This is a genomic window from Pseudomonas abietaniphila (assembly GCF_039697315.1).
Classification (GTDB): domain Bacteria; phylum Pseudomonadota; class Gammaproteobacteria; order Pseudomonadales; family Pseudomonadaceae; genus Aquipseudomonas; species Aquipseudomonas abietaniphila_B.
Genome location: NZ_CP155619.1, coordinates 6,065,516 through 6,079,649 on the forward strand (window position 1 = coordinate 6,065,516; position 14,134 = coordinate 6,079,649).

At 59.0% G+C, this 14,134-nt stretch carries 14 protein-coding genes and 2 pseudogenes; 10 read left to right on the forward strand and 6 right to left on the reverse strand.

Annotated features, from left to right (window positions below; all coding sequences use genetic code 11):
• The first annotated feature begins 160 nt into the window (after nucleotides 1-160).
• From gnd to ABDX87_RS26740, 4 genes are all read left to right on the forward strand, one after another.
• Entirely contained in the window at nucleotides 161-1,138 is a 978-nt protein-coding gene (gnd, locus tag ABDX87_RS26725) for a phosphogluconate dehydrogenase (NAD(+)-dependent, decarboxylating) (RefSeq protein WP_431061185.1), read from the forward strand.
• Nucleotides 1,138-2,661 (forward strand): glucose-6-phosphate dehydrogenase, encoded by a 1,524-nt coding sequence (zwf, locus tag ABDX87_RS26730; RefSeq protein WP_346830597.1) that lies wholly within the window; start codon nucleotides 1,138-1,140, stop codon nucleotides 2,659-2,661. Before gnd ends, zwf begins: the two co-directional genes overlap by 1 nt.
• Nucleotides 2,658-3,473 carry an HAD family hydrolase gene (locus ABDX87_RS26735; RefSeq protein ID WP_346830598.1) on the forward strand — a complete coding sequence of 272 codons (816 nt, stop codon included), beginning with the start codon at nucleotides 2,658-2,660 and terminating at the stop codon, nucleotides 3,471-3,473. Before zwf ends, ABDX87_RS26735 begins: the two co-directional genes overlap by 4 nt.
• A 194-nt stretch (nucleotides 3,474-3,667) precedes the next feature.
• A complete protein-coding gene (locus ABDX87_RS26740; protein ID WP_346830599.1) occupies nucleotides 3,668-5,482 on the forward strand; it encodes a glycoside hydrolase family 15 protein in 1,815 nt (604 codons plus the stop codon).
• Between the two features lie 39 nt (nucleotides 5,483-5,521).
• Here the strand turns inward: ABDX87_RS26740 and alkB are convergent, their stop codons facing one another.
• The 3 genes from alkB to ABDX87_RS26755 form a co-directional block, all read right to left on the reverse strand.
• Nucleotides 5,522-6,202, reverse strand: coding sequence for a DNA oxidative demethylase AlkB (gene alkB / locus ABDX87_RS26745; RefSeq protein WP_346833626.1), 681 nt, complete (start codon nucleotides 6,200-6,202; stop codon nucleotides 5,522-5,524).
• A 29-nt stretch (nucleotides 6,203-6,231) separates the two neighbouring features.
• Entirely contained in the window at nucleotides 6,232-6,411 is a 180-nt protein-coding gene (locus ABDX87_RS26750) for a hypothetical protein (RefSeq protein WP_074750304.1), read from the reverse strand.
• Nucleotides 6,412-6,491: 80 nt separating this feature from the next.
• The gene (locus ABDX87_RS26755) at nucleotides 6,492-6,797 is read right to left on the reverse strand and encodes a DUF1883 domain-containing protein (RefSeq protein WP_346830600.1); all 306 of its coding nucleotides are present in this window, start codon (nucleotides 6,795-6,797) and stop codon (nucleotides 6,492-6,494) included.
• Nucleotides 6,798-6,966: 169 nt separating this feature from the next.
• Between ABDX87_RS26755 and ABDX87_RS26760 the strand changes: the two genes are divergently transcribed.
• A complete protein-coding gene (locus ABDX87_RS26760) occupies nucleotides 6,967-7,323 on the forward strand; it encodes a hypothetical protein (protein ID WP_346830601.1) in 357 nt (118 codons plus the stop codon).
• A 33-nt stretch (nucleotides 7,324-7,356) separates the two neighbouring features.
• Here the strand turns inward: ABDX87_RS26760 and ABDX87_RS26765 are convergent, their stop codons facing one another.
• Nucleotides 7,357-7,638, reverse strand: coding sequence for a hypothetical protein (locus ABDX87_RS26765; protein ID WP_346830602.1), 282 nt, complete (start codon nucleotides 7,636-7,638; stop codon nucleotides 7,357-7,359).
• A 152-nt stretch (nucleotides 7,639-7,790) separates the two neighbouring features.
• Nucleotides 7,791-7,970 (reverse strand): hypothetical protein, encoded by a 180-nt coding sequence (locus ABDX87_RS26770; RefSeq protein ID WP_074750312.1) that lies wholly within the window; start codon nucleotides 7,968-7,970, stop codon nucleotides 7,791-7,793.
• Nucleotides 7,971-8,329: 359 nt separating this feature from the next.
• On the opposite strand from ABDX87_RS26770, the gene galU reads away from it, so the two are divergent.
• The 4 genes and pseudogenes from galU to ABDX87_RS26790 all read left to right on the forward strand — a co-directional run.
• Nucleotides 8,330-9,172 (forward strand): UTP--glucose-1-phosphate uridylyltransferase GalU, encoded by an 843-nt coding sequence (galU, locus tag ABDX87_RS26775; protein ID WP_346830603.1) that lies wholly within the window; start codon nucleotides 8,330-8,332, stop codon nucleotides 9,170-9,172.
• Nucleotides 9,173-9,309: 137 nt separating this feature from the next.
• On the forward strand, nucleotides 9,310-10,665 hold the full coding sequence (gorA, locus tag ABDX87_RS26780) for a glutathione-disulfide reductase (protein ID WP_346830604.1): 1,356 nt from the start codon (nucleotides 9,310-9,312) through the stop codon (nucleotides 10,663-10,665).
• Between the two features lie 84 nt (nucleotides 10,666-10,749).
• A pseudogene (locus tag ABDX87_RS26785) lies at nucleotides 10,750-12,045 on the forward strand (ATP-binding protein); the annotation flags it as partial.
• Between the two features lie 135 nt (nucleotides 12,046-12,180).
• A pseudogene (locus ABDX87_RS26790) lies at nucleotides 12,181-12,489 on the forward strand (response regulator); the annotation flags it as partial.
• On the opposite strand, the gene ABDX87_RS26795 reads toward ABDX87_RS26790, so the two are convergent.
• Nucleotides 12,486-13,202, reverse strand: coding sequence for a DNA-binding protein (locus ABDX87_RS26795; protein WP_346830605.1), 717 nt, complete (start codon nucleotides 13,200-13,202; stop codon nucleotides 12,486-12,488). The pseudogene ABDX87_RS26790 and the gene ABDX87_RS26795 sit on opposite strands and share 4 nt — an antisense overlap.
• Before the next feature lie 345 nt (nucleotides 13,203-13,547).
• Here ABDX87_RS26795 and ahpC point away from each other — a divergent pair, with 345 nt between their 5' ends.
• Complete coding sequence (gene ahpC / locus ABDX87_RS26800) at nucleotides 13,548-14,111, forward strand: alkyl hydroperoxide reductase subunit C (RefSeq protein WP_062381274.1); 564 nt, start codon at nucleotides 13,548-13,550, stop codon at nucleotides 14,109-14,111.
• Nucleotides 14,112-14,134: the final 23 nt, after the last annotated feature.

Below are 14,134 nucleotides of genomic sequence, written 5' to 3' on the forward strand. Positions count from 1 at the left end.
TTCCTGATCGCGAAAACCGGCGTCATAGGGCAGGCTTGACGCCTGAACATGAAACTATTTTCACCGGGAAACCTTCGTTTGCCTCCCCGGACTAACCCTACATGCGGCACTGGGCTATAAAATGAGGCACCCCTGTTTACGAATTAAGGAGCACCTCTACATGCAACTCGGGATTGTTGGACTAGGCCGCATGGGCGGCAACATCGCACGTCGACTGATGCTCAATGGCCACACCACTGTGGTCTATGATCGCGATGAGCAGTCTCGCACCGTGCTCGCCAACGAAGGTTCGACGCCAGCCAATGACCTCAAGTCACTGGTCGCCGCACTGGAAAAGCCGCGAGCCGTCTGGGTGATGTTGCCTGCTGGCGCTCCAACCGAAGACACCATCAATGTGCTTGCCGACCTGCTCGATAAAGATGACGTGATCATCGACGGTGGCAACACCTTCTACAAAGACGACGTTCGTCGTTCCATCGCGCTGAAGGAAAAAGGTCTGCATTACGTCGATGTCGGCACCTCCGGCGGCGTCTGGGGCCTGGAGCGCGGTTATTGCATGATGATCGGCGGCGAGACCGAGGTGGTTGATCGCCTGGACCCGCTGTTCAAGACCCTCGCGCCTGGCATCGGTAACATCCCGCGCACCAAGGACCGTGCGAAGGATGCCGATCCGCGTGCCGAGCACGGCTACATCCACGCCGGCCCTCCGGGTGCAGGGCACTTCGTGAAGATGATCCACAACGGCATCGAATACGGAATGATGCAGGCCTTCGCAGAGGGCTTCGACATTCTGAAGACCAAGAACTCGGACAACCTGCCGGCCGAACAACGCTTTGATTTGAACCTGGGCGACATCGCCGAGGTGTGGCGTCGTGGCAGCGTGGTCTCGTCCTGGCTGCTGGACCTGACTGCCGACGCACTGGCAACCGACCCGCAACTGAATGCGTACTCCGGCTCCGTGGCCGACAGCGGTGAAGGCCGCTGGACCATCGAAGCCGCCATGGAGCAGGCGGTACCGGTTCCGGTGCTGTCGACTTCGCTGTTTGCCCGCTTCCGCTCCCGTCAACAAAGCACGTACGGCGACAAAATGCTGTCCGCCATGCGTTTCGGTTTTGGTGGTCATAAGGAACCAAAATAATGGGTTTATCCCGCAGCAAGCAAAAGGCTCCGGTCGCTCCGGCGACCACGCTCTTCCTGTTCGGCGCCCATGGCGACCTGGTCAAACGGCTGTTGATGCCGGCGCTCTACAACCTGTTCCGTGACGGACTGGTTGGCGAGAACCTGCACATCGTCGGCGTTGACCACAACACCGTCAGCGACGCCGATTTCGCCAAAAAGCTTGAGGACTTCATTCGTCAAGAGGCGGCCAACAAGGTCGCCCAAGGTGGAGAAGAGCCTTTGGACCCGGCGCTGTGGGGCAGCCTTGCCAAACGGATCACCTACATCACAGGCGATTTTCTCGACGATGGCACCTACTCAGACATCGACGCGAAGATCAAGAGCACCGGCACGCAAAATGCGGTGTTCTACCTGGCGACCGCGCCGCGTTTCTTCAGTGAAGTGACCAAACGGCTCGGCTCCTCGGGGCTGATGGTCGAGGGCGACGACTATTTCCGTCGCGTGGTGATCGAGAAACCGTTCGGCCACGACCTGCCCAGTGCAGTCGCGCTGAACAACTGCTTGCTGAAGGTGATGAGCGAGAAGCAGATCTACCGGATCGACCATTATCTGGGCAAAGAAACGGTTCAGAACATTCTGGTCAGCCGTTTCTCCAACGGCCTGTTCGAGTCGTTCTGGAACAATCACTACATCGATCATGTGCAGATCACTGCGGCTGAAACCGTGGGCGTCGAAACCCGCGGCAGTTTCTATGAAACCACCGGCGCGCTGCGGGACATGGTGCCCAATCACCTGTTCCAGCTGCTGGCCATGGTTGCCATGGAACCGCCGGCAGCCTTTGGCGCCGACGCGGTGCGGGGCGAGAAGGCCAAGGTGGTCGGTGCGATCCGGCCGTGGTCGGAGATGGAGGCATTGGCCAACTCGGTGCGCGGTCAGTACAGCGAGAGCACGGTCGGTGACAAGAGCGTGCCGGGCTACCGTCAGGAAGATCGGGTTGACCCTCAGAGCAACACGGAAACCTACGTGGCGCTCAAGGTCATGATCGACAACTGGCGCTGGGTCGGCGTGCCGTTCTATCTTCGCACCGGCAAGCGCATGAGTGTGCGGGATACCGAGATTGCGATCTGCTTCAAACCTGCGCCGTATGCCCAGTTCCGTGACACGGACGTGGATCGGGTGGAACCTAACTTCCTCAAGATCCAGATCCAGCCTGACGAAGGCATGTGGTTCGACCTGCAGGCCAAAAAGCCGGGGCCAACCCTCGACATGCAGACCATCGAGCTGGGTTTCGCCTACAAGGACTTCTTCGAGATGCAGCCGTCGACCGGGTATGAAACCCTGATTTACGACTGTCTGACCGGAGACCAGACCCTGTTCCAGCGCGCCGACAACATCGAAAACGGCTGGCGTGCGGTGCAACGGTTCATTGATGCATGGGCCAAGGATCCGCACGTCGAGATGTATAACGCCGGTGAAGACGGCCCGTCAGGCGCCGATGAACTGCTGGCGCGTGACGGTCGCAGTTGGCAGCGACTCGGATGAGTGATTCCACGCAACCCCTCCGTTTCCTGTTGTCGGACATCGATGGCACGTTGCTGCGGCCCGATCACAGCCTGAGTCAGGCCAACATCGACGCCGTGCGTCAATTGCGCGAATCCGGCATCCATTTCACCATCGCCAGCAGCCGTCCACCGAGGGCCATGCGTCAGCAGATCGAAGCCTTGGGCATCGATCTGCCGACGGTGGCGTTCAACGGCGCCAACATCATCAGGCCCGATGGCAGCCTGCTCAAGGCTCACCGTATTGCGCCCGAAGCGGCACGGACCAGCCTTGAGTTGTTCGCCGCAGAGCGGGTGTCGGTGTGGGTGTTCGCCGACGATCAGTGGCTGTTGCTCGACCCGCAAGGGGATTACGTCGAGCATGAGCGCAACACGCTGGGGTACGACTTTGTTCAGGTCGAGCATTTCGATGGCTACCTCGATCGCATCGACAAGATCGTTGCCGCCAGCAAGGATTTCGAGCTGCTCAAGCGGCTTGAAGTCCAGCTCAACCCGCTGATCGCGGACACGGCGCGTGCGGCCCGCTCGCAGTCCTATTACCTGGACGTCACCGCGCTCGATGCCAACAAAGGCACGGCGCTGGAAACCTTGTCCGAGGAATTGGGCGTGGCGCTGGCGCACACGGCGGCCATTGGTGATGCAGGAAACGATGTGGCGATGTTCCTGCGTGCCGGGTTGTCGATCGCGATGGGGCAGGCGGAAACGGCGGTCAAGAGCCAGGCCAACTACGTCACCGGCAGCAATGTCGAGGACGGACTGGCAACGGCCATCGAGCGCTACATCCTGCCGCGCTGACGGCAGGCCCCGAATGACCTGTGGGCGTGAGGGTGCTCGCGAGGGCCGCCACGTTTCGCTGCCTGGCAGTGGAGCGTCGGCATTCATGATGACGCTCACGCCCGCCGGTTCTCCGGTTTCTTCGCGACCGAAGTCGTCGGCACAGCGGCTTGCTGTGACCGATGGTCGCGTACACCAAGAGGGAACATTGCCCCATGGCTGTATTGATTGAAGAGTATGCGCTGCTCGGCAACTGCCGGACGGCGGCGCTGGTGGCCCGCGACGGGTCGCTGGACTGGTTGTGTTTTCCGCGTTTCGACGCACCTGCCTGCTTTGCAGCCCTGCTGGGCGACAGCGACAACGGTCGCTGGAAAATCGCGCCCACTGAGCCCGGATGCCAGTCACGGCGCAGCTATCGCGATGGCACGCTGATTCTTGAAACCCTGTTCACCACCGACACCGGTCAGGCGATGCTGATCGACTTCATGCCGATGGAAACGGAGAGCAGCGTTGTACGCGTGGTGGTGGGGGTGACGGGGACAGTCGATTTCACGATGGATCTGGCGATCCGTTTTGATTATGGCAGTACAGTGCCGTGGGTCGAAAAGCGAGACCCTCACACCATGACCGCCGTGGCAGGTCCCGAGATGCTGGTGCTGCGAACGCCTGCCGAACTGCACCCACTCGATCATCACACGGAAAGTCGTTTTACCGTCACGGCGGGGCAGCGCTTCGGTTTTGCGCTGGCGTGGCAAGCCTCCCATGAGCCGGTGCGCGAGTCGTTCGATATCGAGCAGGCGTTGAAGCAGACTGAGGCTTTCTGGCGAGAATTTTCGGATCGCTGCCCGGATGTCGGGCCATGGACTGATCAGGTGAAGCGCTCGCTGATTACCCTGAAGGCCATGACCTATGCGCCTACCGGCGGCATCGTCGCGGCGGTCACCACTTCATTGCCCGAACAACTGGGTGGTGAGCGCAATTGGGATTACCGGTTCTGCTGGTTGCGGGATGCGACCATGACGCTGCTGGCGTTCATGAACCTGGGCTACTACGAGGAGGCGACGGCCTGGCGCAACTGGCTGTTGCGGTCGGTGGCGGGGAACCCGGAGCAGGTTCAGATCATGTATGGCCTGGGCGGCGAGCGGCGTTTGCCGGAGTACCAGCTGCCATGGTTGAGTGGCTATGAAGGTTCGCGCCCGGTGCGGATCGGCAACGCGGCGGCCACGCAGATGCAACTGGACGTGTACGGGGAAGTGGCTGATGCCATGACTCAGGCCCTGAAAAGCGGCTTGCCCCGCCTGCCGCGCAGCACGGAAATCCAGAAAGTCATCATGCCGTTCCTGGAGAACGTCTGGCACCTGCCGGATGCGGGTATCTGGGAAATTCGTTCCGAGCCTCGGCACTTTACTCACTCCAAGGTCATGGCGTGGGTTTCGTTTGATCGCAACGCCGGTGTGCTGGCGCAAAGTGATCATCCGGAAGAGCGCGAGCGAGGCCTGCATTACCGCAAGATCGCTGACGAAATCCATGCCGACGTCTGCAGCAAAGGGTTTGATGCGCAACTGGGCAGCTTCGTGCAGACCTACGGTGGCAAGGAACTCGATGCCAGCCTGTTGCAGATCGCGCTGACCGGATTCCTGCCAGTGGACGATCCTCGGGTCAGCGGCACCGTGGCGCAAATCGAGCGGTCGCTTATGCAGGATGGCTTGCTGCTGCGCTATGACAGTGAACGCAGCACCGATGGTGTGTCGGGCAGCGAAGGCACGTTCCTGGTCTGCTCGTTCTGGCTGGCGGATGTGTACGTGCTGCAGGGCCGCGATCAGGAGGCGAGCGACTTGTTTGATCGACTGTGCGGTCTGTGCAATGACGTCGGCCTGCTCGCCGAACAGTACGACCCGCGCGCACGCCGCATGCTGGGCAACTTCCCGCAAGCGTTCAGCCATATCGGTATCATCAATACGGCGTTGAACCTGCATCGGGTGGTGTGCCCGGTCAAGACGCGGGCTGCGGCAGACGTCGTAACAACCTGACGCGACGTCAGCCTGCAGACGTGAGCTTGCTCGCGACGTTCAACGCGCCTTGCGGAACGTAAAATTGATGCGCTGCTCACCCAGTTGCGGGTGCTCGGCCTGTCTGACCGGCATCACGCCGTGAAACCTCAGGCGGTCTTCGCCGCCCCAGACCACTACGTCGCCGTGAAACAGCGGCACCCGTTGAGTGGCGTCGGTGCGGGCCTGCCCGCCAAAAAGGAACATGGCCGGGATGCCGAGTGAAATCGACACCACCGGCCATTCATACCCAAGCTCGTCTTTGTCCTGATGCAACGACATTTTTGCGCCCGGAATGTAGCGGTTGATCAGGCAGGCGTCCGGGAGAAAATCGGCGAAACCCGCAGCGTCGGCGGCCGAGCGCGCCAGCTCAATGAACACCTCAGGCATCTCGGGCCAGGGCTGTCCTGTCTGTGGATCGATGCGGGTGTACTGATAGCCGCTGCGATCGGTGATCCAGCCAAACTGCCCGCAACTGCTCAGCCCCACCGACATCGTGTGGCCCCCGGGCGTGACCATGTTGCGGAAGGGCGCGCGGGTGAGCACTGACTCCAGAGCGGGCAGCAAGCGATCAATGAAGGGCAGGGCGAAGCCGCGAAACACAAAGGAGCGAGGGCCTATTTGTTCGGACGCCGAAGGTTGCGGCGTGTCGTCGTCGGCAAACAGGTCGAGGGTAGCGGGTGTCGTGCCTTTGCGTTGCATCATCGCGGCGTTACCGGTTGCAGAGAGTGTCAGAGTGCCTTGCTGACTTTGACATCGCTGATCACATCATCGCTGCCGCTGTGCATTTTTTGCAGCGCAGCCAGGGCTTCTTCGGCAGAAGGCGATTGCAACAGAGCAAACTCGAAGCGGCGTTCACCATTGAGCTTGTAGCTGATGGCATATTTGACGACAGGGGCAGATGCAGTCACGTTGTGTTCCTTGAAAAGCGGATGGAGGAGCGTGCAGCGACAAAGCTTTCACGCCTTGCGGTGTTTAATGCACACGACGATCAGCTCAGGCGCGATGAAGTACGGCGTACGATTTTGATCGAATGCGTGAACGTCGTTTTGCGACCGCCGTTTGTGTCCAGCTTGCGCCCGGCGGTATCGATGGTGATGTTCCAGAAGCCGGTGCTGGGCACCGCGATCTTGGCCGGGAAGCGATCAAATGCGCCGCCGTGATAGGTATGGCGCCCGCCGTTTTTGAAACTGCGGAAATTCGCGTCGCTCATCAGGCGTATGTTGCAGAGCTGGGAGCACTCGATGACGACCATGTCGTCTTCGTTGAGGTGCTCGCGCTGGTGTACGAATTTCATGGGTGTCTCCGGAGACAGGGCATTCTCGAAAACCCGAAACGATAGCACGGTGCGCGCTGGCATTGTTCGCAGGCGCATTGTTATCGTGGGATTAGCGGCAAAAAAAGTGAGACGAGCACGGACTTTATCGAGCTCCGGCTTGTCGTAGCACCTTTACTGGAGGGATTGTATGAAACTGGCTGTTGTTGTTCTGGCCCTGGCGATGACCGGTTGTGCTTCGGTGGCAGATATCGAGCACACGCCACCGACCATGAGTGTGATGTCGGGCAAGAACCCTCAGGAATACTCCGAGTGCTTCATCGCAAGAATCAGTGACAGTCGCAAGCCTCCGCAGATCGAGGCCCATCACGAGGGATTGCGCATCATCGTCCCGCAGAAATTCTCCAGCGAGACGCCGACCGCGATTGTGGATGTCGAGAAACGCTCAGGGGGCAGTTCAATCAAGCTGTTCGAAAGCGGTGGCAACAACCCGCTCAGGCCCAAGGATATACAGCACGCGGTGACCGCCTGCATTTCAGGGGCATGATGCCCCTTGGATTGACTGCTCGATCAGCTCAGGCTATTTGCACACCACGAGGACGGTGCGCGTCTTGTAGTTGCCGACATCGACACCCAGCGTCCTGTCGGCGTCTTTGGGTTGCGGCGTGCCGTTGGTGCTGACGATGTTGTAGCCAGTTCCCGCGCATGAGGCATCGGCCTTTTCATAACAGGCGGCCCAGGACATGGCTTCGCCGGAGCAGTCGATGCTCAGGGCTTGTTTGCCGTCTTTGAGGTAGGTGTCTTGTGCAGTTGCGCAGCCGGTCAGGCCCAGTACAACAAGGATGGACAGGTTCTTGATCATTTCTAATGCTTCGCGATGAGGGCCGGGTTCAATAAACAGCTTTTGTGAGACTGACAGGCTGTGCCATCGTTCCGGCATCATCCAAACAAATTTTCATGCTTGAACGCCGCTCAGGCCTGCTTGCGTGGCCTGAGCGGCAGGCCGCAAGCAAACTATTTGTCGCTGCGACGACGCGGAGCAGGTGTGTCCTCGAACACGGCGGCGACTTCCACAGCGCTGCTTTCGCTGTCGAAGGGGCCCGCGACGGCTTCCTGGTCGTGGCCGACAAGCCACCATTTGCCATCCTGCAGTTTCTTGATCTGGTACCCGTTTACAGTTTTGACTTCCGACATCGATCCATCTCGATTAGTGATTCAGGCCGTCATGATACGGTGCAATGGCATTATTTTCCTACGCAAACCAGCGAAGCGGGCTACGCTTGATCCTGTCATGAGGCGGTGGTTTTGAGGGGGATGGATGCCCTCATGCGAATGACAGGACGGACATCGAACGACCCTTCAACGGTAAAACGTTTGCGAGCAGCCATTGGCTGTTTGTTGATGTTCGGTGGTCGTAATATCCGGAAAGGTGCGGAACTATCTTCGCAACTATTCCTCTACCATGGCAGCGAACGGCCAGTGGCAGGCATTGTAACGTGATCGCCGCCTGATTAGACTGCGCCGCAACACCCCCAGCCCCATCAAGGACTTATATGATCAAGAAATGCTTGTTCCCTGCAGCCGGTTACGGCACTCGCTTTTTGCCAGCGACCAAAGCCATGCCTAAAGAGATGCTGGCAGTTGTCAACAAGCCACTGATCCAGTACGGCGTGGAAGAAGCACTTGCTGCGGGTTTGAATGAAATTTCCATCGTCACCGGTCGCGGCAAGCGCGCGCTGGAAGACCATTTCGACATCAGCTATGAACTGGAACACCAGATCAAAGGCACCGACAAAGAAAAATACCTGGTCGGTATCCGTCGTCTGATCGACGAGTGCAGCTTTTCCTACACTCGTCAGACCGAAATGAAAGGCCTGGGTCACGCAATCCTCAGCGGCCGCCCGCTGATCGGCAACGAGCCGTTCGCCGTGGTGTTGGCGGACGACCTGTGTGTGAACCTGGAAGGCGAAGGCGTTCTGGCCCAGATGGTCAAGCTGCACAAGCAATACAAGTGCTCGATCGTCGCGATCCAGGAAGTCGACCCGAACGAAACCAACAAGTACGGTGTGATCGCCGGTGAAGAGATCAAGCCAGGTCTGTTCCGTGTGACTGATATGGTCGAGAAGCCAAAGCCGGAAGACGCACCGTCGAACCTGGCGATCATTGGTCGCTACATCCTGACACCAGACATTTTCGAAAAAATCGAAAACACCGAGCCGGGCAAGGGTGGCGAAATCCAGATCACCGACGCCTTGATGAAACAGGCGGCTGAAGGCAACGTGCTGGCTTACAAATTCAAAGGCCAGCGTTTCGACTGCGGCGGCGCTGAAGGCTACGTTGAAGCGACCAATTTCTGCTTCGAGCACTTCTACAAGACCGGCAAATCCACTCAGTGATTTGGCAGTGTCGGTGATTTGACCGACAGCTGTACTGCAAACAAGGCCACCTTCGGGTGGCTTTGTCGTTTCTGTCCTACAGACCTTGCCGAGCGCGCTGGAGCGGTTATGCTAGCCCTCCTGCCTAGGAGAAAGAAATGAGCTACGACTTCGACCTGTTTGTGATCGGCGCCGGTTCCGGTGGTGTTCGCGCTGCACGTTTTTCCGCAGGCTTCGGTGCCCGTGTGGCGGTCGCCGAAAGCCGTTATCTGGGGGGGACGTGTGTCAACGTCGGTTGTGTGCCGAAGAAGTTGCTGGTCTACGGTGCGCATTTCTCCGAAGACTTCGAACAGGCCAAGGGGTTTGGCTGGACCAGCGGTGAGGCCGAGTTCGATTGGCCGACCCTGATCGCCAACAAGAATCACGAAATCCATCGCCTGAATGGTGTGTATCGCAATCTGCTGGCCAACAGCGGCGTGACCCTGATGGAAGGGCATGCGAAGTTGCGCGGCCCGCACGAAGTCGAAATCAACGGCCAGGTCCACACCGCCGAACACATCATGATCGCGACCGGTGGCTGGCCGCAGACGCCGGATATCCCAGGCCGCGAACACGCCATTACCTCCAACGAAGTGTTTTTCCTCGAACAGATGCCCAAGCGTGTCGTGGTGGTGGGCGGTGGTTACATTGCCGTTGAATTTGCCTCGATCTTCAATGGTCTCGGCGCCGACGTCACGCTGATGTACCGCGGTGAATTGTTCCTGCGCGGTTTTGACGGCAGTGTGCGCACGCACCTGCACGAGGAGCTGGCCAAACGCGGCATGGACATCTGCTTCAAGACCGAAATCGATGCAATCGAGAAGCTTGCGGACGGCACCTTGCAGCTGACGCTGAACGACGGCAGCAGCTTCAATACCGATTGCGTGTTCTATGCCACCGGACGCCGTCCGATGCTGGACAACCTCGGCATGGAAACCGTCAACGTCGAGCTCGACGACAAAGGCTTCGTCAAGGTCGATGAGCATTATCAGACCACTGAGCCGTCGATCATCGCGGTAGGCGACGTGATTGGCCGGGTTCAGCTGACACCGGTCGCGCTGGCAGAGGGCATGGCGGTCGCTAGACGTCTATTCAAGCCTGAACAGTACCGTGCCGTGGATTACAACCACATCCCCACCGCAGTGTTCAGCCTGCCCAACATTGGCACCGTCGGGCTCACCGAGGAAGAGGCTAAAAAAGCGGGCCACGAGGTGCAGGTTTTCGAAAGCCGTTTCAGGCCCATGAAGCTGTCGCTCACGAGCAATCAAGAGCGCACGCTGATGAAACTGGTGGTCGACACCCAGACCGATCGCGTACTGGGTTGCCACATGGTCGGCCCGGATGCCGGTGAGATCATCCAGAGCCTGGCGATTGCGCTCAAGGCTGGCGCGACCAAGCAGATTTTCGACGACACCATTGGCGTTCATCCGACGGCGGCCGAAGAGTTCGTCACCATGCGTACCGCGACACGCTGACACCGGGCGTCATTGCGCCGATGTCGCCCGGCCTCATGGATGAGGACCGGTTGAGCACTTGTTTCTGAAGGACGGACCCACTTTTTGACCAGCAAGAGTTTTTCGGCATCCATGCCCTTGAATCCCTCTGCGCCTGACGATCAACCGACCGATCAGCAGTCGCCCGCCATCGAAAAAGCGTTGCACGAGAGTGAGCGGCAGTTCCGCACGCTCGCGGACAACATGAGTCAGTTGGCGTGGATTGCCGATCCTGTCGGTCGGATTTACTGGTACAACGCGCGCTGGTACAGCTACACGGGCACGTCCCATGAAGCGATGATGGCGTTGGGTTGGCGATCACTTCATCACCCCGATCATCTGGAGCGTGTGGATTCCCGGATGCGCCGTTGCTTTGCCACCGGATCGATCTGGGAAGACACGTTCCCGTTGCGCGGCAAAGACGGTCTGTATCGTTGGTTCCTGTGCCGAGCACTGCCCATTCGGGATGAGCAGGGCGGTATCACTTATTGGCTGGGTACCAGCACCGACATTACCGCACAGGTCAAGGCAGAGGATGCGCTGCGTGAGCTCAATGAAAGCCTGGAGCGGCGTGTCGCGGAGCGGACGCGCGAGCTGGCGGCAATCAACGAGCGCTTGCAGATCGAGATCACCGAGCGTGCTCAGGCTGAAGAGGCGTTACGCCACGCGCAAAAGATGGACGCCATTGGGCAGTTGACGGGCGGCATTGCCCATGACTTCAACAACATGCTCACGGGTGTGCTGGGCGCATTGGACCTGATTCGGCGTCGAGTCGCTGCCGGGCGGGTGTCGGAGATTGATCGTTATATCGAGGCTGCGACGAGTTCGGCGAATCGTGCGGCCTCGCTGACCCATCGGCTGTTGGCGTTCGCAAGGCGCCAGTCGCTGAATACGCGCCCGGTGGACATCAATCACATGGTCGAGTCCATGGAGGAGTTGCTGCGGCGCACGATTGGCGAAAGCATTGAGCTGGAAATCGACCTGAACAGCTCGCTGCGGTTGACCCACACCGACGAGCACCAGCTTGAAAACGCACTGCTGAACCTGGTGATCAATGCGCGCGACGCCATGCCTGACGGCGGCCGTTTGCTGATCCAGACTGAAGTCGTGCATGTGGCCGTGCTGCACGATGCACTCACGCCGGGTGATTACGTGCGCTTGAGCGTGCAGGACACGGGCACCGGTATGTCCAGCGACGTCATCGCCCGCGCTTTCGATCCTTTCTTCACCACCAAACCCATCGGTCAGGGCACAGGCCTTGGGTTGTCGATGGTGTACGGCTTTATCAACCAGACCGGTGGCCAGGTGCAGATCGATAGCGCTGAAGGCCAGGGCACGCGCATCGACCTGTATCTGCCGTGTCACTTCGAAGCGAATGAGCGACAGGTGCCAACGAATGAAGACCCGGCCCCGCCTCGGGCCAGTCAGGGCGAGCGCGTGCTGGTCGTCGAGGACGAGCCGGATGTGCGGATGTTGGTGGTCGACGTGCTGCGCGAGCTCGGCTACTCGGTAGACGTGGCGTCGGACGGCGCGGCGGCGTTGCCGATCCTGCTGGGGTCTGGCCGTATCGATCTGTTGGTGACCGATGTCGGGCTTCCGGGCATGAATGGGCGGCAGCTCGCAGAAATCGCCCGCCAGCACCGGCCTGACCTGCGCGTGCTGTTCATGACGGGGTATGCGCGCAATGCCCAGGTGCGAGGAGACTTTCTCGAGAGTGGCATGGACATGCTGACCAAGCCCTTCAGTATCGACGAGCTGGCTCAGCGAGTGCGCGGTCTGATCGAAGCGCCGTCGGACGGCGCTTAGCTTTCGCTGGGGGATTGCACCGCAGGCTGTCCCGATCGCAGGTTTTCCAGTGCCACTTCGGTCTTGATCAAGATGAGTTCCAGTACCCGGTTCTGTTGATCGCGTTCGGTCAGTCGCTCCTGGAGTTTGTCGCTTTCCTTCGTCGCGTTACTCAACCGCTCCTGAAGCAGCGCGCATTGGGTGTGGGCCTGCAAATGCTGGTCTTTCAGCGAACGAATCTGTTCGTCCTTGTCTTGCAGGCGAGACTCCACGTCTTTGGCGGCTTGAGTGAGTCGCGCATTGTGTTTTTGCTCCGTCTGCAATGCCTGTTGCGTGCTGAGCAAAGTGGCCGTCTGGGTGCCCAGCTTGGTGGTTTGCAAGGCGTGGCGGTCGATCAGGTCGGCCAGTTGGCGTTGGGTCTGTTGCAGCGTCTCTTGCAGTTCTTTCTTTTCGGCATCCAGCCTTACCTGCACCTCCTCGATGTGTTCCTGCGCCTGTTCCCGCAGGCGACCCGCCAGGCGAGTGACAAGGCTCATTAGCTCGTCGTCGACCTGTGTGGGAGAGGCATCCACGTCAATTGCGTCAAGTTCGCGCATGAAGCGGTGGATGGTGGTTTTGGAGCCGGTATTGCCCATCTCGATACGTACCGCGTCGATACTGGGATTTTCACCGCGAGCAATCAACGCCAGCCTTGCGGATTGAACTTCTGCCTTGCTTATACCGCTGCGCGCCATGAATGCTCCTGTCGAAACGTACCGCGTTACGTATGTAGTGTTACATACCATTAATGCGCACTATTGTGCGCGATTCTTGGCCGGATGTCTTGGCGACTTGAACACATCAGGAAGAACTCGCTAGGCTACGGGCGAGTTTATGGCGGCGGAGGACGGGGCCATTCGTCTTGATAGAAGCCGGGCACGAAAAGGTGTCACTGATTTCTTCTATTAATAGAGTGGTTCTATAGCGAAAACCAATCACCAGCATGAGGTTTGCCAATGAGCCATCGCAGGTGATTGTGAGTAATATCCTCCCCATCGATTTGACACACCCAATTTTCCAACCCTAAGGAGATCCACCCGATGCCTATCATTAACAGCCAAGTAAAACCGTTCAAAGCGACCGCTTTCAAAAACGGCTCTTTCGTTGACGTTTCGGATGCTGACCTCAAAGGCAAATGGTCTGTGGTGTTCTTCTACCCAGCCGACTTCACCTTCGTCTGCCCAACCGAACTGGAAGACCTGGCTGACAACTACGACGCGTTCCAGAAACTGGGCGTGGAAATCTACTCCGTTTCGACCGACACCCACTTTGCTCACGCTGCCTGGCACAACACCTCGCCAGCGATCGGCAAAATCCAGTACACCATGATCGGCGACCCAACTCTGACCATCTCCCGCAACTTCGACGTTCTGATCGAAGAAGCAGGTCTGGCTGACCGTGGCACGTTCGTGATCAACCCTGAAGGTCAGATCAAAATCGTTGAACTGAACGACGGCGGTGTTGGCCGTGACGCTTCCGAGCTGCTGCGCAAGATCAAGGCTGCTCAGTACGTTGCTGCTCACCCGGGCGAAGTGTGCCCAGCCAAGTGGAAAGAAGGCGAGGCCACTCTGGCTCCGTCCCTGGACCTGGTCGGCAAGATCTAAGTCCCCATGACATTCATGGCCGG